The sequence below is a fragment of the Mycolicibacterium stellerae genome, from assembly GCF_003719305.1.
GTDB classification, from domain to species: Bacteria; Actinomycetota; Actinomycetes; order Mycobacteriales; family Mycobacteriaceae; genus Mycobacterium; species Mycobacterium stellerae.
The window spans coordinates 1-24,841 of the sequence record NZ_RARC01000026.1 but is presented as its reverse complement, the minus strand read 5'-3'; the positions used below and the strand labels follow the sequence as shown (position 1 = coordinate 24,841).

Sequence of the window (24,841 nt, the reverse complement as noted above, 5' to 3'; positions counted from 1 at the left end):
TCTGCTCCTGCCCACGCTTCCGTGTCAAACCAGACTTGAGCCTGATCGACTCAACTTGTCAAGGTGGACAACGGCCGGTCTCCGCGGTTTGTTCCCGGAGCTCGAATCCTCGATTTCTGCAGCATGGCTGTGCCGACGGCGCGAATCACGACCCACCTGCAGAAATCGGCGCAGAACGCTGGGCCTCTGACGCGCGGGCGCGCCTTCGACGGCCTACTCGCGATGGGGCTCGGGCATGAGGGTGTATTTAGTCTCCAGATACTCCTCGATGCCTTCGGCGCCGCCTTCTCGACCGAGGCCGGATTGCTTGACACCGCCGAACGGCGCCGCGGCGTTCGAGATGACACCGACGTTCAGGCCCATCAGGCCGGTGTCGAGCAGATCGATCATGCGCTGCCCGCGCGCGAGGCTCTCCGTGTACACGTAGCCGGCGAGCCCGACCGGGCAGTCGTTGGCCAGCCGAACCGCTTGCGCCTCAGTGGCAAACCGGCGTATTCCGACGATGGGGGCAAAGATCTCTTCGGTGGAGACCGCCATATCGTCGGTGATGTGGTCGATAAGGGTGGGTTCGAAGAAGGCTCCCGGCCCTTCCCCTGCCGACCCGCCGTGCACCAGCCGTGCGCCCTTGTCGACAGCGTCGCGGACCAAGCGGGCCGAATTCGCGACCGCGTTGTGGTCGATCAGTGGCCCGATAGTCACCTCGGTGTCGACACCGGGGCCGATCTTCATCTCGGCGACGCGTGCGGTGAGCCGGGCGACGAAGGCGTCGGCGACACCGTCCTGGACGAGGAACCGGTTTGCTGCGGTGCACGCCTGGCCGGTGTTGCGAAATTTGGCCAAAATCGCGGCGTCGACCGCCAGGTCCAGATCGGCATCGTCGAAAACGATGAACGGTGCATTTCCGCCCAACTCCATCGACGTGTTGAGCACGTTGTCGGCCGCCAATTTCAGCAGCGACACCCCCACCTGTGTCGACCCGGTGAAGCTGATCTTGCGAAGCCGCGGGTCAGCCATCAGTGCTCGTGACAGCGCAGACGACGACGTGGTGGTGATGACGTTCACCACCCCTTCGGGCAGGCCGGCTTCATCGAGCAGGGCGACAAGCGCGAGCGTGGTCAGCGGGGTGAGGGTCGCGGGCTTGATCACCGCGGTGCAGCCTGCAGCGATCGCGGGCGCGAGCTTTCGCGTCGCCATCGCGAGCGGGAAATTCCATGGCGTGATCAGATAGCTCGGGCCGACGGGCCGCCGCGTGACGATCATCCGCCCATTGCCTTCGGGGGTCGGCCCGAATCGGCCGTGAATACGGACGGCTTCCTCGCTGAACCAGCGCAGGAACTCCCCGCCGTAGGTGACCTCGCTGCGGGATTCGGCGATGGGTTTACCCATCTCGAGGGTCATCAGGAGGGCGAACTCGTCGCGCCGTCGCTGCAGTAGATCGAAAGCGCTGCGCAGGATTTCACTGCGAACCCTGGCCGAGGTTCGCGCCCACGACTCGCCGGCATCCACCGCGGCGTCGAGGGCCCTGATGCCGTCGTCGACGGTTCCGTCCGCGATCTCGGCCAGCACCGCCCCGGTTGCGGGATCATTCACGACGATCGTGTCGCCCGACTCGGCAGCAACCCACTGCCCACCGATGAAGAGTTGGTCGGGAACTTTGGTCAGGATGCCGGTCGCATAAGCGGCCATACCTTCCCCATGTGGCTGCACAGTCGTTTACCGGAGCACCTCGCGCGCGACCGCCGCGATGCCGCGGGCGTCGAGGCGGTAGTGGGCGTACAGGTGCGTAGGGGGGCCCACCGGCGCATATTCGTCGGGTATCCCGTGACGGAACAGCGTCGGCCCGTTCGCGGTCTGGGCGAGCACCTCTGCGACCGCCGCTCCCAAACCGCCGATGATGTTGTGCTCCTCGACGGTCAGCACGGCACCGGTGTTACCGGACAGGGCGGCGATGGCGGCGGCGTCGAACGGCTTGATGGTGTGCATATCGATGACGCCGACCGAGAGCCGTTCGCCGCATAGGGTTTTCGCTGCCTCCAGCGACGGGTGCACCATCGAGCCGGTCGCCACGATGGTCAGGTCGCGGCCGGTGCTGTGGGTAATGGCCTTGCCGATTGCGAAGCCGGCGAGGTCTGAAGCGGCGTAGACCCGGGGATCGCGTCCACGGCCGATGCGGAGGTAAACGGGGCCCGCGACATCGACACCGGCGCGGATCATCGCGCTGAGCTGCGTCGCATCGGCGGGTGCCAGCACCGTGAGGTTCGCGATGGAACGTGTGATGGCCAGGTCTTCTGTCGCATGGTGCGACGTGCCGTAGAAGCCGAGAGTGACGCCGCTGTGGTGGCCGACCATTCGGACAGGAAGGTTCGTGTACGCGGTATCGGTGCGAATCTGCTCGGCACACAGCAGCGCCAAGAAGCTGGCGAACGTCGCGACATATGGCTGAAGGCCAGTCGAGGCCAACCCCGCCGCGGCGGAGAGCATGTTCTGCTCGGAGATGCCGAACTGGATGAACCGGTCGGGGTATCGCTCCGCGTAGCGCACAAGGCCGTTGGAGTATTTGAGGTCGGCCGTGCCGACGACGATCGGGTGGCCGCGATCGGTCAGCTCGGCCAGCGTGTCGCTCAACGCGTGGAATCCGGGCGCCTGATCGAGCAGTTGGGTCAGCTGCCACGAACCTCCTCGTTGTCCTGTTGCACTCTCTGTCAATTCGGCGGTCACTTGGCTCCCTCCAGTTCCTCATAGACGTCTGCTTCGTCTTCTTCATCGAGCCAACCGAGATGCCAACCGAATTCGGATTCCATGAACGAGACGCCCTTACCCTTGACGGTGTGAGCGATCACGACGGTTGGCTTGGTTCGCTCACCGGTTTTGATCGACCGCAGGAGTTCGGTGAGGGCGATGACGTCGTGGCCGTCCACCTCGTGAACGCTCCAGCCGAACGCCGCCCACTTACTCCTCAGCGGTTCAAGAGCGTTGATGTCGTCAGTGCGCCCGTCGAGCGAGTACTGATTGCGATCGACGATCGCGATCAAGTTCGTCACCCGGTGATGTGAGGCCGCCATCGCGGCCTCCCACACCTGACCCTCGGCCTGTTCCCCGTCGCCGAGCAGCACATAGACGTCGAAGGATTCCTGCGCGTATCTGGCGCCCATCGCCATTCCAAGGCCGACTGACAGGTTGTGGCCCAGCGAACCCGACGAGAAGTCGACGCCAGGCACCTTCGTCATGTCCGGGTGATCGCCAAGGGGATTGCCCAGCCGCGTGTATGCGTCGAGGACCCCCTTGTCCAGGAATCCCCATTCGGTCAGCAGCGGGTACTGGCCCACGGCGGCATGGCCTTTGCCGAGGAGGAACCGATCACGGCCCGGCCAGTCCGGTTCGCCCCGCCGCAGGGTGAGGATGTCGTAGTAGAGCACCGCCAAGATCTCTGCGCATGAGAACGCCGACGCATAGTGTCCGGTCTTCGCGATGTCGACGAGTCGGACGGTCTCGGTTCGGACGAACTTCGCGCGGTCCTTGAGGAGCGCGATGCGTTCCTTAGTCAAGCTGGGTTGTGCCACGGGTTCTCCTGTGATCGGTGTGCTGCGCATCGGCTACAACCTGGAGCTTACTGTTTTACGGACATCTTGTCCATAAATCACCGGTAACTGCCGGGACGGTTGGGATCGCGCGTGCCATTCAAATCGTCTGAGCACACTTTTATGGACGTCACGTCCGATTTACGCTACATTTCTCGGCGTGAGGGTGGCTCAGTCGCTGGACCAGGCGCTGCGTGACGCCCAAGTCGCTGCAGCAGCAGAACCGGGGACGGTCGCATGGGAATGGTTTCCCACGGACCCAGGCACGCGACGTGATGTTCGAGGAGGAGAACAGATGATTGCCCAGCGGGTTCTCGTGACCGGCGCTGCCGGCTACATCGGGCTGGCCGTGGCGAGACGGCTGCAGCGGGACGGGCATGCGGTCAGCGGCCTTGCGCGCTCGGAGGTGGCCGTCGCGACGATCCGGTCGCAGGGGATCACGCCGGTCCGAGGCGACCTCGATGCGATCGCGAGCGTCGTCGACGTCGACCGCTACGACGCCGTGATCGACACGGCGACGGCCGACCATGCGCCGTCGACCTCGGCGCTGCTGTCGATGCTTTCGGGCACCGGCAAGACGTTCATCCGCACAAGCGGCACGGGTGTCTACACCGACATGGCCGCCGGGCGTGCGTCCGACCGTGTCTACCGCGAAGCCGACGAGTTCGAGCCGGCCGCCGTCGTCGCGGCCCGGTATCGCTCCGACGAGATTGTGGTCGACGCGGCGTCGGAGGGCATCCGCACAGTCGTCATTCGCCCGTCGATGATCTACGGCGACGGCGCCTCCGAACAGCTGCCGCTGCTGATTCGCCACGCGATCTCTTCGGGCGAGAGCATCTATGTCGGCGATGGCGCAAACCGTTGGGCCAATGTGTTTCTCGGCGATCTGGCCGAGGTCTATGCCTTGGCGCTGGATAGGGCCAAGGCGGGCAGTGTCTACAACATCGCATCGGGGGAGTTGGAGATGCGCGCGATCGCGGAGGCAATCGGCGAGTTGGCGGGGGTGCCCACACGTTCGGTGTCGCTGACACAAGCCCATGCCGCGCTCGGTGAACGGTGGGTCGACGTTGCGCTCGCGAGCAACAGCCGCGTCGACTCTTCGTTGGCGCGTGCGGAGCTCGGCTGGGTGCCGGTCGGGCCCGACCTGCTCGATGACCTCGTGCGTGGTTCCTATCGACGGTTGTGGGCGACCAAGGCCGATCCGCATGATCATGCGGTGGCGAACTCGCGGTGACAGACGGTCGCAGCCACCGTCGAGTTCGATCAAGAGCAGTCCGCTGTGAGGAGGACACGAAGTGAAAGACGGCATGGTTGTCTTCGACTGTGTGGTGCACACCCAGGACTTCACGGATCGGCAGATCGCCCCGGGTAGCGATGGCCGCAACGTGGTGGCGCATCGGGAGAACCAGGCAGCGTTCAACGAGCTGATGGCGAGCAAGGGCGGCCCCGCCCCGAAGGCCGACTTCTTCAACCCGGTCGATCCGGACTGGGCGAACGAGCAGCTGTTCGAGCGTTCCGACACCGACCTCGCCATGGTCCAGACCGTGCCGTTGTTCGGGCCGTGGAAGGACTCGCTTGGCCCCGCCAGACTCTGTCATGCGCTGACGCAGGTGAATCCGCAACGCCTGTTGTTCTGCGGCGGTGTCGACCCCAGTTGGCAGGGACTGGATTTCGCGCTCCACGAGATGGAACGCCAAGTGCATGAATGGGGTGCGGTGAGCTTCAAGTTCTACACCTACCAGGATCGCGATCACTTCTGGCGCGCGGACGACCCCGACGTCGCCTACCCACTCTGGGAGAAGGCGCTGGAACTGGGGATCAAAATGGTGCAGTTCCACAAGGGTTATCCGCTCGGGATGCATCCGGTCGAGGCGTTTCGGCCCAACGACATTCAGATGGCGGCCTACGACTTTCCCGACCTGAACTTCGGTCTTCACCATATGGGGGACCCGTATGTGGACGAAACCATCAGCATCGCGGGGCGCTTCCCCAATATCCACCTGATGCTCCCACTCTGGTTCAACCAGTACTTCCTTGAGCCGTACCCGATGTTGCACCGCATCGGACAAGCGCTTCTGCGGATCGGCCCCGACCGTCTCGCCTATGGCTCCGAGGGCTTCATCTGGCCGGACATCCAGGCGTACATCGACATGTGGGCGAATCTCGAAATGCCGGAGGAGCTTCAGGATCTATACGGATATCCAGCCCTGACACCAGACATCAAGGAGCGGATCTTCGGGCGTAGTTTCGCGGCCGCGCTCGGTATCGACCTGGATGCGAAGATGGCGGGACTGAGCCATGAGTAAGCCGAGCGTTCGGACCCTCGACGATGCCCTCCGGGTGATCCGGCCGCGCCTGCGCGGGCACGCCGGAGATATGCGTGCCGAACTCGACGACGACGGAACGGTGCACGTGCAGTTCGATGGCGTCTGCCAGACGTGTCCGTCGATTGCCGTCACCTACGCGGGCCTCGTCCGCACCACGTTGCTCGAAGTACCCGGTGTCCGCAGGGTGGTCGCCGACCAGGTGCATGCCTCCGCACGCACGCTGGATCGCATCGCAGGCATGCTCGGCGCCCGGCGGGTCGACAATCAGTGACTCCGGGAAGGCCCGCAGGCGATCCGGGCCGCGATGTCGATGAGCCGCTCCCGCAGGGCGGGCACGTTGTCGACGATGTCCTCCCGGCGTCCGGCCACCGAGAGGGCGGATTGCAGCTGTCCGCCGTCGAAGACCGGCACGGCCACCGCTGCAACACCGAGTGTCACGTCCTGGTCCGAAAGCGTCGCGCCGTCGGCACGGCTGGTTGCGATGTCGTCCTCCAACTCGGCGCGGGTGACGAGGGAGTAGTCGGTGACAGGGTCGAATGGCGCATCGGCGAGGTACCTTTCGGCGTCTTCGCCGCAGAAGGCCAAGGTGACGCGCCCGACGCCGCCGAGGTGGAGGGGGAGGCTGCCGCCAGGGCGCAGGACCAGGATGTTATAGCTGCGACCGTGCAAGGCGCGGATGCAGACGGTCTTACCCGGTCGGGGTACCGAGAGGAACACGGTCAAGCCCGTGGTGTCGCGCAGCTCCTCGAGAAGGTCGTCGCGCGTGAACCACGAGGACGCCGACCGCAGCGCGGATTCTCCGAAGGACAGCCACCGCGTGGACAGGCTGAACCGGCCATCGTCAGCCTGGACGGTCAGCCCCTCGCGCGTGAGCGCGGTCAGCAGCCGGTAGGCGCTCGGTCGCGGAATGCCGAGTTCGCGCGCGATGTCGGCAGGCGTGAGCGCGCCCGATCGGGCGAGCTCTCCGACCACCGCGCGGGTGTGCGTCAGGACGCGGTTGGACTTTTCGGCCACGTCAGGCGCTCGCCTCTACGGAGTAGCCGAGGCCGGCCGATACCCGTCGGCTCGCCTCGGACACCAGCGGCCCGAAGTCGATCGCATTGGCCTCGACGCGCGATCGCAGAGCGCTGAGGGAAATCGAACCCACCACTGTGCCGCGATGGTCGAAGACAGGAGCCGCAGCCGTCGAGATGCCTGGCGTCACATCTCCTTCCGAGAGGGCGACGCCGGTGGCACGGATCCGGGCGAGCGTCTCTTCCAGCGCGAGGACGTCGGATTCGGTGAACGGATTCGCATCCGCGCTCGAGAGAGCAGCGATGTATTCGCGCCGAACGTGGTCGGGCTCGAAGGCGAGGATCGCAAGCGATGCTGCACCGCGGTGAAGTGGCAGTGAGCCGCCGCGTGGTAGTTCCGCCGCCTGGATGAAGTTCCCGTCGAAACGCTCGATGCAGACGGCCCGCCGGTCATGAGGCACACACAGATACGCGCTCTCGTGTGTCTGGGCATTGAGCCCGGCCAGCACGGGCGATGCCAGCTGTCGAATGTCGAGAGAGTTCTCGACGGCCGCGGCGATCGAGGCGAGGTCGAGGCCGAGACGATACCGCCCGCGCTGCGGGCTTTTCTCGATCCAACCGATCGCCTCGAGATGGCCGACGATCCGGTAAATCGAGGTCGCCGGTTCGTCCAGCGCAGTTGCCAGCGCTGCGATGGACAGTTCCGGCGACCGCGAGAGGACGGTGAACACCCGCGCCGTCTTGGAGATGACGCTCATCCCCGCCCCCTCGACGTCCCCTGCAGCCATCGTTCCTCCCGGATTCTGGACGGACCATAACTCTAACCGGCAAGCGGTCGCCGTAATCTGGCCGCATCATTATTATCATTTTCTGAACATTAGGTCCGAAAAACATAGGCAAGTGGCGGAATGTGCGCTACGCTTCACTCACTCTATCCAGTGGCGCGGATCACGGATCCACAAATCAGTAAGAGGACCCGCACAGTGTCCGGGATTGGCCCGACACGGCGCGAGCCTCAAAGTCCGGACTCCGAACCTCATAACAGGAACAGCATCGACGGAAGGCAACAAGACATGATTAGGAAACTGTCGTCGCGCAAAAGGCCGCAACGATGGAGCATCCGCGCCGCCGCGGTGGTGACCTCCGCCGCGCTCGTACTGACCGGCTGCAGCACCGACGGGTCAATGACATCGGGGCAGGCAGGCGGTTCGGGTTCCAAGAAAATCGGCGTATCGATGTCGTTCCTCAATCAGTTCTATGCCGCAGCGGTTGAAGGGATGCAAGACGAGGCCGACAAGCGGGGTTACGAACTCGTCGTCGTCAACGCCAACTCCAACAGCTCCCAACAGGTCAGCCAGGTCCAGAACCTGGCCAGCCAGCAAGTCGGCGCAATCATCTTCGCCCAGCTCGACGCCGCATCGGGCGGGGCGAGCCTTGGGGCGGCCAACAGCGCCAACGTCCCGGTCATCGCCGTCGACCAAGTGCCTGCGGCAGGCAACTACGTCACCTACATCGGCAGCGACAGTGTGAAGATGGGCCAGCAGGCGTGCGAGTTCCTCGTGAAGACGATCGGCGGCCGCGGTGAGATCGCGATTGTGCAGGGGGTGCCCGGCTCCTCGACGCAGCTGCAGCGCACCGAGGGCTGCGACAAGGTGCTCACCGCCAGCCCGTCGGTCAAAGTCGTGTCGACGACAAGCGCGAACTGGGACCAGAACACCGCCGCGAACGTTTTCGCCAACGTGCTCACCGCGAACCCCAACCTGAACGGCATCTTCGCCCAGAACGACGACATGGCGCTCGGCGCTGTCACGGCGACCGACTCCGCCAACCACTCGCCCATTCCGATGGTGACGATCGATGGGTTTCCCGCCGCGTACGACGCGATCGAAAAGGGCCAGATCACCGCGACCATCAGCCAGCAGCCCTACCTGATGGGCCAGCTCGCCGTGCAGAACGCCATCCTCTCGATCGAAGGCAAGGGCGCGAGCATCCCCAAAGAGCAGATCCAACAGGCTGTGCTGGTGACGAAGGACAACGTTCAACAGGCCAGCGCCGCAAAGTATTACGGCAATCAGGGATAGCGGCACCATGGACGACCTGTCGACCGGCGACACTCTCCTCGCCACCGGGCTGAGCAAACAGTACGGAGGCGTCTTTGTCCTCACCGGCGTCGACTTCACGATCAACCGTGGACGTGTCACGGGACTCATCGGGGAGAACGGTGCGGGCAAGTCCACGTTGAGCTCGATCATCGCCGGCATCAAACGCCCAGACGGCGGTGCCATGACGATCGGGGGCCACCCGTACAGACCGGCCGATCCACTCGATGCGCTCAGCCGGGGCGTGGCGATCATCCACCAGGAGATCAAGATGATCCCCGAACTCTCGGTCGCCGAGAACATCTTCCTCGGCCGTATGCCGACCCGGCGTGGCGCAGTCGACTACCCATCGATGTACGAGCAGGCGGGCACCGTATTGCGCGAACTCGGGGTCCGGGTCGATCCCCGTCGCCCCGTGGCGGGGCTGGTCACGGCGACTCAGCAGGAGATCGAGATCGCGCGAGCGATCGTTCGACGTCCCTCGTTCATCATCTTCGACGAACCGTCGGCGACGCTGGGCAGCAAGGAAACCGAGCGCGTTCTCGAGCAGATCGAGCACATGCGGGCCAACGGGTCGGGTGTCGTCTACATCAGCCACCGGCTCGATGAGATCGCACGCATCGCCGACGACATCGTCTGTCTGCGCGACGGACGCAAGGTCGCCCAGTGGGCCGGCGCCGACGTCGACCGCAACGAGATGATCCACGCCATGGTCGGCCGGGAGTTGGCACAACGCGATATCGATCCCCCGGCCCACGACGACGACGTCGTGCTCGAGGTACGCGGGCTGAGCTCTGAACGGTTCGCGGACATCGACTTCCACGTGCGACGGGGCGAGATCGTCGGGTTGTCGGGACTGGTCGGGGCCGGCCGCACCGAGATCGTGCGGGCGTTGTCCGGCGCGGACAAGTGCACGCGCGGCGAGGTTGTCGTCGACGGACAGATTGCGCGCATCCACTCGGTGCGCGACGCGATCAGGTCGGGCATCGTCATGGTGCCAGAAGACCGAAAGACCCAGGGCCTCAACCTCGATCGCTGTGCCGGCGAGAACATGACGCTGCCATGGGAACGACAACTCGCCAAGTCGGGGTTGATCACGTACTCGGTCATCAGGGCGACTCGGGACCGGATGGCGCGCGAACTGGAGATCCGCGGAGACCTCGATGCTCCGGCCGGGCTGCTCTCCGGGGGAAATCAACAGAAGGTTCTGCTCGGCAAGTGGCTGGTGCGAACACCCAAGGTATTGATTCTCGACGAGCCGACCCGCGGTGTGGACGTCGGTGCCAAGGAGGCGATCTACACCATCATCCGGTCGCTGGCCGCCTCGGGCGTCGCCATCATCGTCGTGTCATCCGAACTCGACGAGGTACTGCTGCTGTCGCATCGCGTGATCGTCATCGCCGGCGGCAGGCAAACGGGATCACTCGATCGATCCGAGGCGACGCCTGAGCGCGTCATGCAGCTTTCCGTCCCTTCGGGCCGCGCGTCCACCGCGCACAAGTGAGGAGTCAAGAAGTGTCCGTCGTTGCAGAGAACAATTCACTCCCGACCGCCACTCTCGTTGCAGGCGAGAAGGCCCCCGCGTGGAGCGGCATCGTCCAGCGCGTCGGCCGCACATCGGGGCCGTTCGTCGGGCTGGTGGCGCTCGTCATCGCGATGTCGCTGTTGTCACCGGTGTTCCTCACGCCGAACAACCTGGTCAACATCTTGGTCCAGATCTCCTACATCGGAATCATGGCCGCAGGCGCAACTCTCGTCATCATCCTCGGCGGCATCGACCTGTCGGTGTCGTCAACGCTTGGCCTGAGTTTCATGATGGTGGCCGTTCTCCACGCCAAGGTGGGCTTGCCGTTCTGGCTGGCCATCGTTGCGGGCCTGGCGCTGGGTACCCTCATCGGCCTCATCAACGGTGTGATGATTGCCTACGGCAACATCCAGCCGTTCATCGCGACGTTGGCGACGATGTTCGCGTCGACCGGCCTGGCCCTCTACGTCACCAACGGCACGCCGATCCTCGGCTTCCCCCAATGGTTTCAGGCGATAGCGCACACCCGGATCCTGGGCATCGCGCTGCAGGTCTATCTGATGATCCTGGTATTCGCCATCGCGGCCCTATGGCTGCGGCTTCGCCCTGACGGTCGGTCGCTGTACGCCATCGGCGGCAACGTCGAGGTCGCCCGACTCTCGGGAATCCGGGTGCGCCGCATCCAGTTACGCGTCTACGCCATCGCCGGTTTCCTCGCCGCCCTCGCCGGACTGGTAGTCGGCGCCCGACTCAACGCCGCCCAGCCGACCGCCGGTAACTCCACCGACCTGCTCAACGTGATCGCGGCGGTCGTCATCGGCGGAGCCAGCCTGTCCGGCGGTATCGGAAGGATGTCGGCAACCTTTGTGGGCCTGCTCATCATCGGCGTGGTCAACAACGGCCTGACGCTGCTCAACGTGTCACCGAACCTGCAGCCCGTCGTCATCGGCGCCGTCATCATCGTCGCGGTGCTTGCCGACGGTCGGCTCTTCAGCGCGTTCCGGCGGCGCAGGCCTGCTACCCCATGAGCGAGAAAACCTCCGAATCGAAAGGCGCACAGCGGTGATCGACCACACCACCTTTGACGGAAAGGTCGTCCTGGTTACCGGTGTCGCATCGGGAATCGGTGCCGCGACCGCCCTGCAGTTCCTGCGCTGCGGTGCCGACGTGGTCGGCGGCGACCTGAACTCCGGGTCGCTGGAGGATTTCACGCGGACCGTCAGCGGCGTCGCACCGGGGCGCTTTCACCCTGTCGCGCTTGATGTTACCGACGCCGCGTCGATCGCCGCCGCTCTCGACCACGCGACCGGAGTGCGGGGACGCATCGACGTGCTATTCAATAACGCCGGTATCGCGCCCGTCGGCTCTGCGTTGGAAACCGACGACGCCCTATGGCGGCAGGTGATGGCCGTCGACCTCGACGGCGCGTTCCGGATGTCAAGGTCGGTGCTTCCCGCGCTGATCGAATCCGGCGGATCTATCGTCAACACGGCCTCGGTTTCGGGAATCGGTGCCGACTACAACTACGCGGCCTACAACGCTGCCAAGGGCGCGATGATCAACCTCACCCGCAGCCTCGCCATCGACTACGGCAAACGGGGTGTCCGGGTGAACGCCATCGCGCCTGGGCCTGTGCGCACTCCTCTGCTGGAGCACAACCTCGCCCAATTGCCCGCGCTCGAGGGAGCATTCAACCAGTTCATCCCGCTCGGCCGAATCGCCGACCCGCAGGAGGTGGCGTCCGTCGTCGTCTTCCTGGCATCACCGTTGGCGGCGTTCATCACCGGGGCGATCCTGCCCATCGACGGCGGTGTCACCGCATGGAACGGTCAGCCAAATGGAGACTTCGTGCAGTGAGTCGTCCCGCTATCCGACGAACACGCCCGCCGCGACCGCGGCGAGCGCAGCCCGCGTCGAGCGGACCGCGTCGGCGGCGTCGGGTGGGCCGTTTCCGGTGAGCAACCGGTAGTAGAGCGGCGCGGATAGGTAGCGGATGACGTCGGCGGGATCGGTACCGGGTGGCGCCTCGCCGCGGACGATGCCGTCGGTGACGGTGCCGGCGAACTCGTCGATTCGGCTGCGGTAGAACCCGGCCAGAGCGGTCGCCGTATCGGGACTGCACGTCGCCGCCGCGATGATCGCCGCGAACAGCCGGCCCTGCCGGGGATCGGCGAGGGTGCGCTGGATCAGGGCGGCAATATGGCCCAGGTCGCCCGCCAGGCTCCCAGTGTCGGGGCGAGGTGATGATGTTTCGGCCATATCCGCCAACAAGTCGGTGACGAGTGCCGACACTGTGCCCCACCGCCGGTACACCGTCGATTTGCCGACGCCTGCGGCTCGGGCGACCTCGGCCAGGTCCACGCCCTCCAGGCCGGACTTGACCAGCAGGTCGGCGGTCGCGTCGAGCGCGGCAACGCGAACGTTCGCCGTTCTGCCGCCAGGACGCTTCGGAGCCACCTAGACATGTTAACGGCACTCTGGTCGCTTTAAGCAGTCGATCCCTGTAGAGTCTTAATGGGAGCATCGTCCTATTAAGGAGGCAGGGTGGAATACCGCAGGGTCGGCAATTCAGGGTTGGTGGTATCCGAATTGGCTTTTGGCGCCGCAACTTTCGGCGGGTCAGGCGAGTTCTTCGGCGCCTGGGGGGATACCGACGTCAAAGAGGCAAGGGCGATGATCGACGTGTGCCTGGAGGCAGGCATCAACCTTTTCGACACCGCCGACGTGTATTCGGCGGGGCATTCCGAGGAAGTCCTCGGATGCGCGTTGGACGGGCGGCGCGACGAAGTGCTGATATCCACGAAGGCGGCCCTGCCGATGGGCGATGGGCCTGCCGATGCGGGCACGTCGAGAACTCGCCTGATGGGCGCGGTCGAGCAGGCGCTGCGGCGCCTGAAAACCGATCGCATAGATCTGTTTCAGCTGCACGCGTTCGACGCATTCACGCCGGCCGACGAGGTACTGGAGACCCTCGAGACTCTCACCGACCACGGCAAGATCCGCTATACCGGGGTGTCGAACTTCGCGGGATGGCAACTGATGAAATCGTTGGCGGCCGCCGATGCGGCACACAGGCCGCGTTACATCGCCCACCAGGTCTACTACTCGCTGATCGGCCGTGACTACGAGTGGGAATTGATGCCGCTCGGCCTGGACCAGGGGGTGGGAGCGCTGGTCTGGAGCCCGCTTGGCTGGGGCCGGCTGACCGGGCGGATCCGACGCGACTCCCCACTACCGACCCTGAGTCGCCTGCACAAGACCGCCGATGCCGGTCCACCGGTGGACGATGCGCTGTTGTTCAACGTGATCGACGAACTGGACGCGATTGCAGGCGAAACCGGCAAGACGATCCCGCAGGTCGCCTTGAACTGGCTGTTGGGCCGCCCCACCGTGTCATCGGTGATCGTCGGCGCGCGCAACGAGCGCCAGCTCAGCGACAACCTTGGCGCGGTCGGATGGTCACTCGACGACGACCACATCGCCCGACTGGACTCAGTCAGCCAGCGCGATCAGCCGTACCCACACTTTCCGTACTTCCGCCAGGAGGGTTTCGCCCGTATCAACCCACCGCTGTTCCCGACAAGGCGCGCGTCAGAGTAGGGCTGTGGACCGGCGGCTAAGTAGCCTTGTCCGAGATGAGGCCCTTGACGGTTCTGGCGACTGTGTTGACGGCGGGCGCGCTGCTGTCCGGCTGCCAATCCGATGTCGAGGGCATGCCCGTGACGCCGACCAGCGGCGCGGGCGAGCCGAGTTTTCCGACCTCGCGGCCCAGCACGAACAGGCCCACCGCCGCGCCACCGACGAAAACCGCGCCATCGGCGCCTGCATCGCCGCCCGCCGCGGAGGTGCTCCCGCCGCAGGACGCGGGCTACGTCTTCATCGCGACCAAGTCGGGCCAGGTGCGCTGCCAGCTCGACAAGCAGTCGGTCGCCTGCGAGGCGTTGTTCACCAATTCCCCGATAAAGGACGGGGTGCGCGCCAACGGCGTGAGCCTGTCCGCCGACGGGAGCGTGGCTTGGATCGTCGGCAACCTCGGCGACATCCCCGCCGTGACCATCGACTACCGCATGTACAGCGCGGTCGGCTGGACGATCGTGGCGACCACCGACGGCACCCGGTTCACCAACCAACAGACCAAGCACGGCATGTTCGTCAGCATCGACAAGGTCGAAACCTACTAACGTCGCCGGCTCGAGGGCCGAACGGCCCTACCTCGCGTTGCTCGCGGCGGTCGATCATCAGCTCCATGAGCACCTCATATGGAATCGGGCCCGCGGCCGGTCAGTACAGCGTGGACCCCGAGGATCAGCTCCAGGCCGAGGACACCTTGGTCGACCGTGGCATCGACGACGTGCTCGACGAGGGCTATTCACCACCCGAGCAGCCGTACGGGCCCGGCGCCTACGGGCCGTCGGAAAGCATGGATCAGCTTCTGGCATCAGAAGAACGAGATCCGGCATCGCGGATCTACACCGCCGACAGCGGCGAGCAGCAGAGCGCCGACGAGGCTGAGCGCCAGACCGAGTTCCCCGAGCATCGCGAGGTCGGCCGCATGCGGGCGGGTCGCCTGATCGCACCCGACATGGGATTCGGTGAAGACACCGAGGCAGAACTGGTCGCCGAGGATGTCGGCATCAGCGGGGGCGCGGCATCCGCTGAAGAAGCGGCAATGCACATCATCGAGGACACCGAAGAGGACTGACCGCACCATGAAGATGTGGATACAATTCCGCGGCCACGACGAGGACGACGAGTTCTCCGACAACGTCACCTACCAGGTGTTGCCCAGCGGAGTGCTGAGGGTCAACAGCGGCGACGACATTCATCTCTACAGCCCGACCTATTGGCAAGAGGTCACGATCGACACCCGCTCAGCCGACGAGCGTGACGAACACGACCAGACCGTGGATGCAGATCTCACCTGGCAGTGACGCCGAGCCGCCGACAGCGCCCGCACTAGGCTCTAGCTCGTGGACTTTCGGGCATTCGTCGAACCCCAGCAAGGCGCTACCTACGCCGACCAACTAGCGGTCGCCAAAGCTGCGGAGGCACTGGGCTACTCGGCCTTCTTCCGATCCGACCACTATGTGGCGATGAGCGGCGACGGCCTTCCCGGACCCACCGACTCCTGGGTCACGCTGGCCGGAATCGCCCGCGAGACGACGTCGATCCGGCTCGGCACCATGGTGACATCGGCAACCTTCCGCTACCCCGGCCCGTTGGCCATCTCGGTGGCGCAGGTCGACGAGATGAGCGGCGGCCGGGTCGAATTGGGTCTCGGTGCAGGCTGGTTCGAGGCCGAGCACAAGGCGTACGCGATCCCGTTCCCGCCGCTCGGCGAACGGTTCGAGCGGCTGCGCGAGCAGCTGGACATCATCACAGGGCTGTGGACCACCCCCGACGGGGAGAAGTTCGACTACACAGGCACGCACTACGCGGTCGTGGACTCGCCCGCGCTGCCCAAGCCCGTGCAGCGGCCCCATCCGCCGATCATCATCGGCGGTGCGGGCGCCAAGCGCACGCCCGCGCTAGCCGCGAAGTTCGCCGCCGAGTTCAACGCCCCGTTCATGCCGGCCGACGGGGTGAAGACCTGCTTCGACCGCGTCCGCACGACAGTCGCCGATGCCGGGCGCGCAGCGGACTCGATGACCTATTCGGCGGCCTTCGTGGTGTGTGCAGGGCGCGACGACGCCCAGGTCGCCACCCGGGCGGCGGCGATCGGACGCGAGGTGGACCAACTGCGCGGCGATTCACCGCTGGTCGGCACGCCGAACGAGATCGTCGACAGGCTCGGCGCGTTCGCCGAGATCGGCGTGCAGCGCGTCTACCTGCAACTTCTGGACATGTCCGACCTCGATCACCTGGACCTCTTCGCCACCGAAGTGGTTTCGCAACTGGGCTGACCCGTCGTTGCTGCAGGTCGGCGGATTAATATCGGTTGCCGTGGCACGCCCCGACCTTCACGACGAATTCGACGAGGCCGAATTCGTCGATGAGTTCGGCGCCGAACAGCCAGAGCCGTGGCACAACTCGACGCGCGCGGTGGTCGGCGCGAGCGCGGCAGGCGTCGCGGTCATCGGCGTTCTCGTTGCCGCGGTGATGTTCATGAGCGGGGGCGACGAGCCCACCGACGCGCCGCTGAACTTCGTCGACCCCTCCTTCTCGGACACCGCAGCGGAGTCGGCGTCCTCCGCGACGACCACAACCCCGACCATCACCAGCACCCCGCAGATTTCCACGACCGAGATCAACGGGCCGTCAGGACCGCCGACGACCTCGGGCTCCTCGGACACCACCAGCAGCGGCACCGAGAGCAGCGGCAGCCCGCCGTTCACCCGGCCGCGCGAGCGCCAGAACGACGAGAACCCCGGCGGCCCCACTTCCCGGCGGCCACGCTTCAACATCACCCGCACACTGGGTCCAGGGCCGTTGGGCTGAGCGCCTACTATCGGTGCCCGTGGCTGGAAATGGACCCGATGACCCGAACTACTACTCGGACAGTGAGCCCACGGCCTACGCCGCCAACTACGGCGACTACGGCGGTTATCAGCAGCAGCCGGGCCAACCGCCCGAGCCGCCGACGCCCTGGTATCGCAAGCCCGCAGCTCTTATCGGCTTCGGCGCACTGATCGCGCTGCTTGTCGCGCTCATCGTGTGGCTGTCGGTGAGCCTGTTGTCGGATGACTCGTCGGGCAGCACGGAGACGACGACCACCACCACAACCGCGACCACGACGTCGTCCGCGCCGGAAGTCGCGCCAACCCAGACCGTCACCGAGACGACGGCCCCGACCAACGGCACGGAGACGACGGCCCCGTCCACCGAAACGACGACAACGACAACCGAACCCAGCGTCAGCACGTCGATCAGCACGAGCACCGTCACGGTCTCACCGCCGTCGAGCAACCCGCAGATCCCCCAGATTCCACAGATCCCACAGATCCCGATTCCCGGCGGCTAACCCCTGCCGCGGGCGGCGTATTCGGCGACCATCGCCTCGGCGCTGCGGACCGCTGCCCGGCAGGCGCGGGTGGTGAACGGGTCGTTGAGCGGATGGTCCGCGCGGCGCCGCCACCGCTGCGCAGCCGCGAATGCGGCGCGCGGTCCGTCATAGGGGTCACCGGGTTGCAGGCCGAGCCTGCTGGCCGCGTCGGTACCGGAGCCGCCGATGATGCGGCGCAGCGAGACCATCTCGTCTTCGTTCAATGTCGTTGCGCGCGACCGCAGTTGGCTGAGCAGGCGCAGCTCCTCGAAGGCGTGGGTGTCGGCGAGCAACGGATCGATGTCGGCGAGGATGTAGGGAGTCGCGTAGATCGGGTTGCTCTGTACGAACTGGCGCAGCGACAGCAGCGCGGTATGCGCCTTGAGCAGATCCGAGCGCTGAGCGAACTGCTGGTCGATGACGTCACGCAGCGCGACGAGGCCACTGCGCTCGAGCAGTTCGTCGGCCAGCCCGACGGAGTCGGTGACGCCGGTCCGAAGCACGGCGATGGAGATCCGCAGACCGAACATGCCGAACCGGTGCAGCAGCGCCGCGCGGGTGGCGGCGTCGACCGGCAGCTCGCTGTCCTCGCGAACGAAGCGGTCGACCGAGAGCATCGCCTTTGCCAGTTCGGCGGCGTCCACCGCGGCGAGCTTCTCCAGCGCCACGAACTCGCTCTGCCGCAGGGTCCGCGCGGCCAGCGCCAACAGCCCCGATACCGGGACGACGGCCTGACAGATGCCGGTCTTGTCCATCTCCGAGGTGAACCGCTTGGCGACGTCGCGCGCCGACAGCATCGCGTCGATCCGGCCCGCGCCGATCTCGTCGGCACGCGACGCCACGCCGATGACGCCGAGCGCCCCAGCCGAACCGCCGACGAGTTCGCCGATCTGCTTGAGCAGCGCGATATCGGCGGCGTTCAGGGTGCGCAGCAGGAACACGACCGCGTCGACGCGGGGAACGCTGTCCTCGGGGACCAGGAGTTGCAGCGTCCGCTGCGAGACGTCGCGCGACAACGACGAGGTGCCGGGGGTGTCGATGATCGTGGTGTCGATCAGTTCGGCGGCCGGCCATTCGACGTCGAGGTCAAGGACATCCTCGGGATCGAGGGTGGCGAAGTCGAAGGTGAGACCGCCGTTGCGGGCGATCGGAACGTTGGATCTTCTGCCGCCGCGGTGGTTCGCGGTGACCTTGGGGGTGGGGCCGTTGCGAAACCAGGTCACGATTCGAGTGGCCTCGGTGGCGTCGGTGGGTGCAATGTCCTCACCGACAAGCGCATTCACCAGAGTCGACTTACCGGCTTTCAGCGTCCCGGCCAGCGCGATGCGGATGGGCTGGTTGAGCCGGCGGCCGATCCGATCCAGCTCGTTGTGCACGTCGGGGCGCTGACGGTACGCCGGATCAGCCCTGTAGGCCTGAATCGTGCCGCCCAGGATGGCGCGCACCTGATCGCTCGTGCTCATATCGGTGTCAATCAGCTTATTCACCGGGGCTGAACACCGCTGATGGGGTTGGCGAGGCTAGGTCCTGCCCACGGGCTGTGGCGCCGGCTCTGGTGCGGCCACCGCCAGCTTGTTCGCGTGGTCGGTCACCTGGCCAAGGATGTTGAGCTGGCGTTCCAGCTCGCCGACCCGGCTGTTGCGTTCGTTCTCCTCGAGCTTGGCGGCGGTGAGCGTCGCCTGCAGCGATTCGTTGAGCGAGCGGGTGGCCTGGTTGGCGATGCCGCGGTAGTGGTCGCGAATCTGGCGCTGAACGCCCTTCAGCCGGTCGCGCGACTCCTTGCCGACCACGAAGGCGACATCGTCGACGAACCGGCGCATGTTCATCTTGGCCTCGTTGCGCACGCGCAGCATCCGGTTCTCCATGTCCTCCTTGTATGCCTTGCGGCCCAACAGGAGTCCGGCGCCAAGCGACAGCGGGTTGAACATGCCCAGGCCGGCGAACGACGTCAGCATGCCGAACATCAGCACGCCGCCGTAGGAGCCGCGCATGCCGGTGACCACTTTGTGCCCGGCCTTGATCGGTTTGGCCTCCAGCCGGCCAAGCGACTTGAGCTCGCCGAAACCGGCGCCCATCTCCCTGGCGTCGATCTGCGGCATCTTGACCGCGTCCAGTCCGGCCTCGACGAACGTGCGGCCCACTTCCTCGGCGAGCGCCTCGGCGCGCTGATAGGCCCAGACGAAGTTGTCGCCGACGGCGGTGGCGATCGCGTCCTCCAGTTCCGTGCCGATCTCCGCCCAGTGATTGGTCGGGTCGCAGTCGTCGATGACCTTCTCCGTGTGCTGGGTGATCGCGCGGAAGCGGGCGCGCAGGTCATGGTCGACATCGGAGGTCAGGTCGGCGATTCCGTCGTTGAGCACCTGCTGCCACAATGCCGTCTGCTGCAGCGCATCTTGGGCTTCCTCCTTGCGCCGCTCCAGCTCGTCCTTCAGTCGGTCCCGCGCGTCTGGATCGTTGAACGCGGACAACTCGGACTCCACCCTCAGCGTCAAATGCTCTGCGGCCGAGCGAACCTCGGCGAGCACCTGGTCACGGATCCGGTCGTCCTCACGGGACAACACCTTCTCGCTGAGGAACTTGACGATGGCCGGGAAGTTGGACTCCTCGTTGAGTTCCTTGTCGTTGTGCTGCAGCGCGTGGCTGCGCAACAGCGACGAGGCTGGGATCACCGGAAGCGAAAGGCCGGCCCGCTGCAGATGAGCCTGGTCGGCCGCCACGATCTCGCGCCAGTACGGATAGAGGTCGGTCTTCGTCGCGACGATGGCCGCCACCGGGCAGATTTCCTGGGCCTGCCGGATGAACCTCATCTCGGGTTCGGTGAACTCCTGGCTGGTGTCGCTGATCATCAGCATCGCGTCGGCATCGGGCAGCAGGCCGAGGGTGGCCGACAGGTGCGGCTGCCCGTGGCCGCCGACCCCGGGGGTGTCGATGAACGCCAGGCCCTTCTTGAGCAGCGGACTGCTGGCGGTGACCTCTACCCGCAACACCTCACGGCCACCGGCTTCCGGCGCGCGTCGCAGATCGTTGCGGAGGTTCGCGGGTGGGATGGGAATCACCGAGGGCTCGGCACCATCGGGCGAGGCGACGATCAACTGGGCCGATACCTGCTCCGAATACGACACCACGGTGGCGAGCACCGTCGTCTCGTCGTCGCCGACACGGGCCACCGGCACGTTGAGCAAGGAGTTAAGCAACTGGCTTTTGCCCTGCTTCAGCTGACCGGCGATCACCACGCGGATCTGGGGATCGGAGATGCGCACCCGGGCCTTGTCGAGCCGCTCGGCCAAGTCCCCGCGCTCATTGGCGTCGGCGATCTTGCGGGTGTGGTCGATCAGCTCGAGGATGACGTTGACCTTGCGTGGGTCATTGGGTTGCGTCATGGTGCCCCTACGGTAGACGTGCCAACTGGCGGGGATCGAAGTTCGATCCCCGCCAGTTGTGTTATGCGGTTAAGGCTGCCGATCAGAACAGGCCGGCGTCGATGTTCGTCTCGACGTGGTGGTGCGTCGAGTTGTCGTCGTGGCTGGCGTCAACAGGTCCGCTCACGTGATCGACGTGCGTCACGTCGCCGCCGAGGGCGGTGCTGTCGTTGTCCTCGTTGCCGACGGACACCGGAGCGTGCGAATGACCCGCGTCGACGTTGTTGATGTCGTCGCCCGCCGACTGGTTGTTGCTGTTGGACTGGTTGTTGCTGTTGCTGGTCTGCGTCGGGGCGATGATCACGCCACCGCCGGAACCGCCTGCTGCCGCGCCGCCGTCACCGCCATCGTTGCCGATACCGATGAGGCCACCGCCGCCGTGGCCACCGTGACCGCCCGCGGCGCCGCCGCCGCTGGTGTCGATGTCACCGACCTGGGTGTTCTGCCCGCTGCCGGTGTTGGTGGCCACGTCGCCACCCGCCTGGGTGTTGACGTCGTTGCCGCTGTCATCGATGTCGTTGTTGATGCCGCCTGCGTTGACGTTGGAGCCCTGGCCCGCGTGCACATTGCCGGTGTTGTTGCCGTCGTTGTCGTCGCCGGTGATGTTGCCGTCGCCCTTGACGTTGGTGTTGTCGATGTCGCCGGCGTTGCCGGTGTTGATCACACTGCCGTCGGAGGCGGTGTTCTTGTCACCGAAGGTGAAGTCGCCGAAGCTCAGGTCGACGTTGCCGACGCCCTGCTGAACGTCCTCGCCGGCCCGCGGGCTGCCGATGTCGTTGCCGCTGGCGAAAGCGGTGTCGTTGTGGCTGGCGAAGTCCGTCTCGGGGGCGAACGTCCGCTGCGGCGCGAAGGTCAGGCCGTTGTTGTCGGCGACCGTGTGCTGCAGAGCCTGGACCGCATTGCCGCCGCCATAGAGGGCTGCCGGCGCGACAACCGCGGAAGCGGCCTGCGTCAGCTGGGCCTGGGTCACCGCGGTGCCCATTGCCTGCGAGGCCGCCTGCGTCGGGTTGGCGACGAAGGCGCGGACATCGGCGGGATCGGCGCCCGGGCGGGTCAGGCCGAGGAGCCAGTCGAAGAGGAAGGAGATGGGGTTGGTCATCGGAGTGCCTTTCGGTGAGTGGTGTGTTCTGTTGTGGTCGTCACCGGCTGTCCGGCGATCTGGGGACTACGTTATGGACCCGGCAACCCCTCGGAAACGGGGTCGACACCTATCCCTACGGGACCCCATGCCGGGATCTTGGGGGATCCCCCATTAGGGGATTAGGGGATGGTCGGGGATGGCGGCATTCAGCCAGGTCAGCGGTGTTTCTGCAGACGAAAACGGCGCGGCCGTGAGTGGCCGCGCCGTTTTGGACGTGCTTGTGCATCTAGTCGAAGACGTCGAATCCCGTGTCGCCGATGTCCAGATGGTGCTGGGCGTCGTCGACGAGGGACTGCCAGTCGGGGTCGCCGGCGTCGCCCACGAGCGGCGCATCGTCGATGATTCCGCCTGTGAGCTGCGCGGACGGATCGTCGAAGTCCGCGACCGCCGGGACATCGGCGTCGTGAAGGGCGTCCAGACCCGCGTGTAGCGAATCGTCGGGTTGTTGGATGACGTTTGTCGCGAGGCTGTGCCCGTCGTCGATCGTGGGGATCGACGCATGGTCATCGAATGCGTCGAATGCCGCGGTCGCGGCCCCACTGCTCCATACGTTGCCACCCGCATCGCCGTCGAGAAGGTCCGTCCCGCTGCTCGGCACTGCCGTCGAAAGCGACTCCGATACCACCGGGATGAGCGCGTTAACGTCTGCGCTGGTCACGTCGGTAAGGTTGGCGGCGTGGATGGCTTGCGCCGGGTCAGCGGCGTAGTGGGCAGCAGCGTCAGGGTCCCGCACCAACGACATCACAAAGTCGAGTAGCGGGTTTGCCATGACACACCTTCTTTCCTTTGCGGATACTTCGGGCGACGGCCCGCCGGTTAGAACGATGCTATCCAGGTGCAGGTGTGGCGTGATCGGTGCGAAACCCGCCCCCGCCGCCAGGGCGTTAGGGGACCCGGCGTTAGGGGTTTTGCGCCGTTAGGGGGATCTGCCTGTTCGACGCGTGATCGGCCGCTATCGTGATGGACGGCCGAATGTGAGGAGTCTGCGTGGGAACCGAGACATGAGCGATCCTCTCGGGTTGTCCATCGGGGCGACCAACCTCGTCGCAGCGCGCGTCGGCCGCCCGCCCGTCATGCGCCGCGCGGTGCTGACGCTGTTCTCCGACCGCCCACCCGAGGTCGGAGTCGCCGCGGAGAACCCGGCGCTCAACCAGCCCGGTGTCGTGCTGACCGGCTTCGTTGAACGGGTCGGCGATCCGGTACCGCTGGTCGCCGAGGACGGCAGCTCCCACCGCGGCGAACGCGTACTTGTCGCAGCTCTCGACGCGCTTGCAACCACGGCGGGCGGCGGCCAGCCGGTCGCCATTGCGGTGCCCGCACATTGGGGACCCGCGACGGTCGGGGCGCTACGCGGAGCGCTGCGGGATAAACCGAACCTGTCACCGGGCGGCGTACCCGCCGCGTTGATCCCGGACTCCCTCGCGGCGCTGACCGCGCTGCAGACCGCGCCCGGATTGCCCGCAGGTGTCATCGCGCTTGTCGATCTGGGCGGCAGCGGAACCAGCATCACGCTTGCCGATGCGGGTACGAACCTCGCGCCGATCGGCGAAACCGTAAGGTACGGTGACTTTTCCGGTGACGAGATCGACCAGGCGATCCTCAATCACGTGCTCGCCGGCGTCGCCGATGCCAACAACAACGATCCGGCAAGCACCGCGGCGGTCGGGTCGCTGAACCTCCTGCGTGACGAGATCAGGCAGGCCAAGGAGCGCCTCTCGGCGGAGACGGCCACCGTGGTGCCCGTCGATCTGCCCGGGTTCCGGTCCGATGTCCGGCTGACCCGCACAGAGCTCGAAAACCTCGTCGCCGGGTCGCTTGCGGGCCTGCTGTCGGCGATCCAAGACACGTTGCGGCGCAACAACATCGCCCCGGCCAGCCTCGTCGCGGTGGCAACCGTCGGGGGTGGCGCTGCCATCCCGCTGGTCACCCAACGTCTGTCCGAACAGTTCCGCGTCCCGGTCATCACCACACCCCAGTCGCAACTGAACGTGGCCGCGGGTGCTGCGCTCCTCGCCGACCGGGATCTGGCCGCCGATGCCCCGACGGGACTGTCGGCCGCCGCCGACGTGCCAACAGGTATTGCGCCCGCGGCATGGGCAGCGGGAGCTGCCGGTCTCGCGGCAAGCGAATCGGCTGCCGATGGTGCCCCATCGGCGACCTACCGCGCCCTCGCGTGGTCGCAGGACGACGACCGCGGCACCGATCCGGTGCCGTACACCGGCGAGGACTACAGCGCCGACGTTTACTCGGGGCCAACCGACGCTCGGCCACAGGTGGCGTTCACCCCTGACCAAGAACCGCAATACGAGGCCGAGCCGCCGCCGCTGCCGTGGTACAAGCGACCACCAATTCTGTTCGGAGCGGCGGCAGTTGCGGTGCTGCTCGCGATCGGCGGTTTGGCGATCACACTGACGGGCAACAGCGGTGTGCTTGGTCCGGTCACGGAGACGAGCACGACGTTCTCGCTCGAGCCGACGTCGGGGCCACCGCCGACCTCCGCGGAGCCAACGACGGTCACGGTGACGGGGTCAGACGGCCAGGCGACCACGAGTGTCGTCCCGCCGCCACCGCCTCCGCCGTCGTCGAGCACCACCACAACCACGTCGCCGACAACCACCACCACGTCGCCGACAACCACCACGACCACGACGACGACCACCACAACCACCACCACCACCACAACGACGACAACGACAACGACGACGTCCCCGCCGGCACCCAAACCGGAACCCTGCCTCATATACACATCTGACCACA

At 65.9% G+C, this 24,841-nt stretch carries 25 protein-coding genes; 15 read left to right on the top strand and 10 right to left on the bottom strand.

The genetic code is table 11. The annotated features are described in order from the left end of the window. Nucleotides 1-213: 213 nt before the first annotated feature. From D6M19_RS25075 to D6M19_RS25065, 3 genes are read right to left on the bottom strand one after another with little or no spacing between them, the layout of a single operon-like run. Nucleotides 214-1,686, bottom strand: coding sequence for an NAD-dependent succinate-semialdehyde dehydrogenase (locus D6M19_RS25075; protein WP_123027987.1), 1,473 nt, complete (start codon nucleotides 1,684-1,686; stop codon nucleotides 214-216). Between the two features lie 27 nt (nucleotides 1,687-1,713). Continuing rightward, complete coding sequence (locus tag D6M19_RS25070) at nucleotides 1,714-2,718, bottom strand: transketolase family protein (protein ID WP_234835040.1); 1,005 nt, start codon at nucleotides 2,716-2,718, stop codon at nucleotides 1,714-1,716. Further along, nucleotides 2,715-3,560 carry a transketolase gene (locus tag D6M19_RS25065; RefSeq protein ID WP_234835039.1) on the bottom strand — a complete coding sequence of 282 codons (846 nt, stop codon included), beginning with the start codon at nucleotides 3,558-3,560 and terminating at the stop codon, nucleotides 2,715-2,717. Before D6M19_RS25065 ends, D6M19_RS25070 begins: the two co-directional genes overlap by 4 nt. 178 nt (nucleotides 3,561-3,738) lie before the next feature. Here D6M19_RS25065 and D6M19_RS25060 point away from each other — a divergent pair, with 178 nt between their 5' ends. From D6M19_RS25060 to D6M19_RS25050, 3 genes are all read left to right on the top strand, one after another. After that, nucleotides 3,739-4,812, top strand: a complete 1,074-nt coding sequence (locus D6M19_RS25060) for an NAD-dependent epimerase/dehydratase family protein (RefSeq protein ID WP_206428633.1) — start codon at nucleotides 3,739-3,741, stop codon at nucleotides 4,810-4,812. 61 nt (nucleotides 4,813-4,873) lie between these two features. Further along, nucleotides 4,874-5,884, top strand: coding sequence for an amidohydrolase family protein (locus D6M19_RS25055; protein ID WP_123027984.1), 1,011 nt, complete (start codon nucleotides 4,874-4,876; stop codon nucleotides 5,882-5,884). Further along, nucleotides 5,877-6,176, top strand: a complete 300-nt coding sequence (locus D6M19_RS25050) for a NifU family protein (RefSeq protein WP_123027983.1) — start codon at nucleotides 5,877-5,879, stop codon at nucleotides 6,174-6,176. Before D6M19_RS25055 ends, D6M19_RS25050 begins: the two co-directional genes overlap by 8 nt. Here the strand turns inward: D6M19_RS25050 and D6M19_RS25045 are convergent. Beyond that, complete coding sequence (locus D6M19_RS25045; RefSeq protein ID WP_123027982.1) at nucleotides 6,170-6,919, bottom strand: IclR family transcriptional regulator; 750 nt, start codon at nucleotides 6,917-6,919, stop codon at nucleotides 6,170-6,172. The genes D6M19_RS25050 and D6M19_RS25045 overlap by 7 nt on opposite strands. A gap of 1 nt (nucleotide 6,920) precedes the next feature. Continuing rightward, nucleotides 6,921-7,706, bottom strand: a complete 786-nt coding sequence (locus tag D6M19_RS25040) for an IclR family transcriptional regulator (protein ID WP_123027981.1) — start codon at nucleotides 7,704-7,706, stop codon at nucleotides 6,921-6,923. 285 nt (nucleotides 7,707-7,991) lie between these two features. Here D6M19_RS25040 and D6M19_RS25035 point away from each other — a divergent pair, with 285 nt between their 5' ends. The 4 genes from D6M19_RS25035 to D6M19_RS25020 are packed head-to-tail and all read left to right on the top strand — an operon-like array spanning nucleotide 7,992 to nucleotide 12,399. Then, nucleotides 7,992-8,999, top strand: coding sequence for a sugar ABC transporter substrate-binding protein (locus D6M19_RS25035; protein ID WP_123027980.1), 1,008 nt, complete (start codon nucleotides 7,992-7,994; stop codon nucleotides 8,997-8,999). Between the two features lie 7 nt (nucleotides 9,000-9,006). Continuing rightward, nucleotides 9,007-10,521: a sugar ABC transporter ATP-binding protein gene (locus tag D6M19_RS25030; RefSeq protein WP_123027979.1), complete on the top strand. Its 1,515-nt coding sequence runs from the start codon at nucleotides 9,007-9,009 to the stop codon at nucleotides 10,519-10,521. Between the two features lie 11 nt (nucleotides 10,522-10,532). Then, nucleotides 10,533-11,570 (top strand): ABC transporter permease, encoded by a 1,038-nt coding sequence (locus D6M19_RS25025; protein ID WP_206428632.1) that lies wholly within the window; start codon nucleotides 10,533-10,535, stop codon nucleotides 11,568-11,570. A 34-nt stretch (nucleotides 11,571-11,604) separates the two neighbouring features. Further along, the gene (locus D6M19_RS25020; RefSeq protein ID WP_206428631.1) at nucleotides 11,605-12,399 is read left to right on the top strand and encodes a meso-2,3-butanediol dehydrogenase; all 795 of its coding nucleotides are present in this window, start codon (nucleotides 11,605-11,607) and stop codon (nucleotides 12,397-12,399) included. A gap of 9 nt (nucleotides 12,400-12,408) precedes the next feature. Here D6M19_RS25020 and D6M19_RS25015 read toward each other — a convergent pair whose 3' ends face one another. After that, a complete protein-coding gene (locus D6M19_RS25015) occupies nucleotides 12,409-12,999 on the bottom strand; it encodes a TetR/AcrR family transcriptional regulator (protein ID WP_123027978.1) in 591 nt (196 codons plus the stop codon). Between the two features lie 87 nt (nucleotides 13,000-13,086). On the opposite strand from D6M19_RS25015, the gene D6M19_RS25010 reads away from it, so the two are divergent. From D6M19_RS25010 to D6M19_RS24980, 7 genes are all read left to right on the top strand, one after another. After that, nucleotides 13,087-14,142, top strand: a complete 1,056-nt coding sequence (locus D6M19_RS25010; RefSeq protein ID WP_123027977.1) for an aldo/keto reductase — start codon at nucleotides 13,087-13,089, stop codon at nucleotides 14,140-14,142. A 35-nt stretch (nucleotides 14,143-14,177) separates the two neighbouring features. After that, complete coding sequence (locus tag D6M19_RS25005) at nucleotides 14,178-14,723, top strand: hypothetical protein (protein ID WP_123027976.1); 546 nt, start codon at nucleotides 14,178-14,180, stop codon at nucleotides 14,721-14,723. A 65-nt stretch (nucleotides 14,724-14,788) separates the two neighbouring features. Then, a complete protein-coding gene (locus D6M19_RS25000) occupies nucleotides 14,789-15,244 on the top strand; it encodes a DUF5709 domain-containing protein (RefSeq protein ID WP_123027975.1) in 456 nt (151 codons plus the stop codon). 7 nt (nucleotides 15,245-15,251) lie between these two features. Continuing rightward, nucleotides 15,252-15,473 (top strand): hypothetical protein, encoded by a 222-nt coding sequence (locus D6M19_RS24995; protein WP_123027974.1) that lies wholly within the window; start codon nucleotides 15,252-15,254, stop codon nucleotides 15,471-15,473. 39 nt (nucleotides 15,474-15,512) lie between these two features. Continuing rightward, a complete protein-coding gene (locus D6M19_RS24990) occupies nucleotides 15,513-16,445 on the top strand; it encodes an LLM class F420-dependent oxidoreductase (protein ID WP_123027973.1) in 933 nt (310 codons plus the stop codon). A gap of 40 nt (nucleotides 16,446-16,485) precedes the next feature. After that, a complete protein-coding gene (locus D6M19_RS24985; protein WP_234835038.1) occupies nucleotides 16,486-16,980 on the top strand; it encodes a hypothetical protein in 495 nt (164 codons plus the stop codon). Between the two features lie 19 nt (nucleotides 16,981-16,999). Then, complete coding sequence (locus D6M19_RS24980) at nucleotides 17,000-17,503, top strand: hypothetical protein (protein WP_123027972.1); 504 nt, start codon at nucleotides 17,000-17,002, stop codon at nucleotides 17,501-17,503. On the opposite strand, the gene D6M19_RS24975 is transcribed toward D6M19_RS24980, so the two are convergent. The 4 genes from D6M19_RS24975 to D6M19_RS24960 all read right to left on the bottom strand — a co-directional run bounded on the left by D6M19_RS24975 (nucleotide 17,500) and on the right by D6M19_RS24960 (nucleotide 22,853). Then, entirely contained in the window at nucleotides 17,500-18,987 is a 1,488-nt protein-coding gene (locus D6M19_RS24975) for a dynamin family protein (protein ID WP_123027971.1), read from the bottom strand. The two genes, D6M19_RS24980 and D6M19_RS24975, sit on opposite strands and share 4 nt — an antisense overlap. Nucleotides 18,988-19,044: 57 nt before the next feature. Beyond that, nucleotides 19,045-20,904, bottom strand: coding sequence for an isoniazid-induced dynamin-like GTPase IniA (iniA, locus tag D6M19_RS24970; RefSeq protein ID WP_123027970.1), 1,860 nt, complete (start codon nucleotides 20,902-20,904; stop codon nucleotides 19,045-19,047). Between the two features lie 82 nt (nucleotides 20,905-20,986). Continuing rightward, a complete protein-coding gene (locus tag D6M19_RS35140; protein WP_123027969.1) occupies nucleotides 20,987-22,042 on the bottom strand; it encodes a hypothetical protein in 1,056 nt (351 codons plus the stop codon). 268 nt (nucleotides 22,043-22,310) lie between these two features. Further along, nucleotides 22,311-22,853, bottom strand: a complete 543-nt coding sequence (locus D6M19_RS24960; RefSeq protein WP_123027968.1) for an Rv0340 family IniB-related protein — start codon at nucleotides 22,851-22,853, stop codon at nucleotides 22,311-22,313. A 232-nt stretch (nucleotides 22,854-23,085) separates the two neighbouring features. Between D6M19_RS24960 and D6M19_RS24955 the strand changes: the two genes are divergently transcribed. Continuing rightward, the coding region (locus tag D6M19_RS24955; protein ID WP_123027967.1) for an Hsp70 family protein at nucleotides 23,086-24,841 on the top strand (1,756 nt) is incomplete at its 3' end.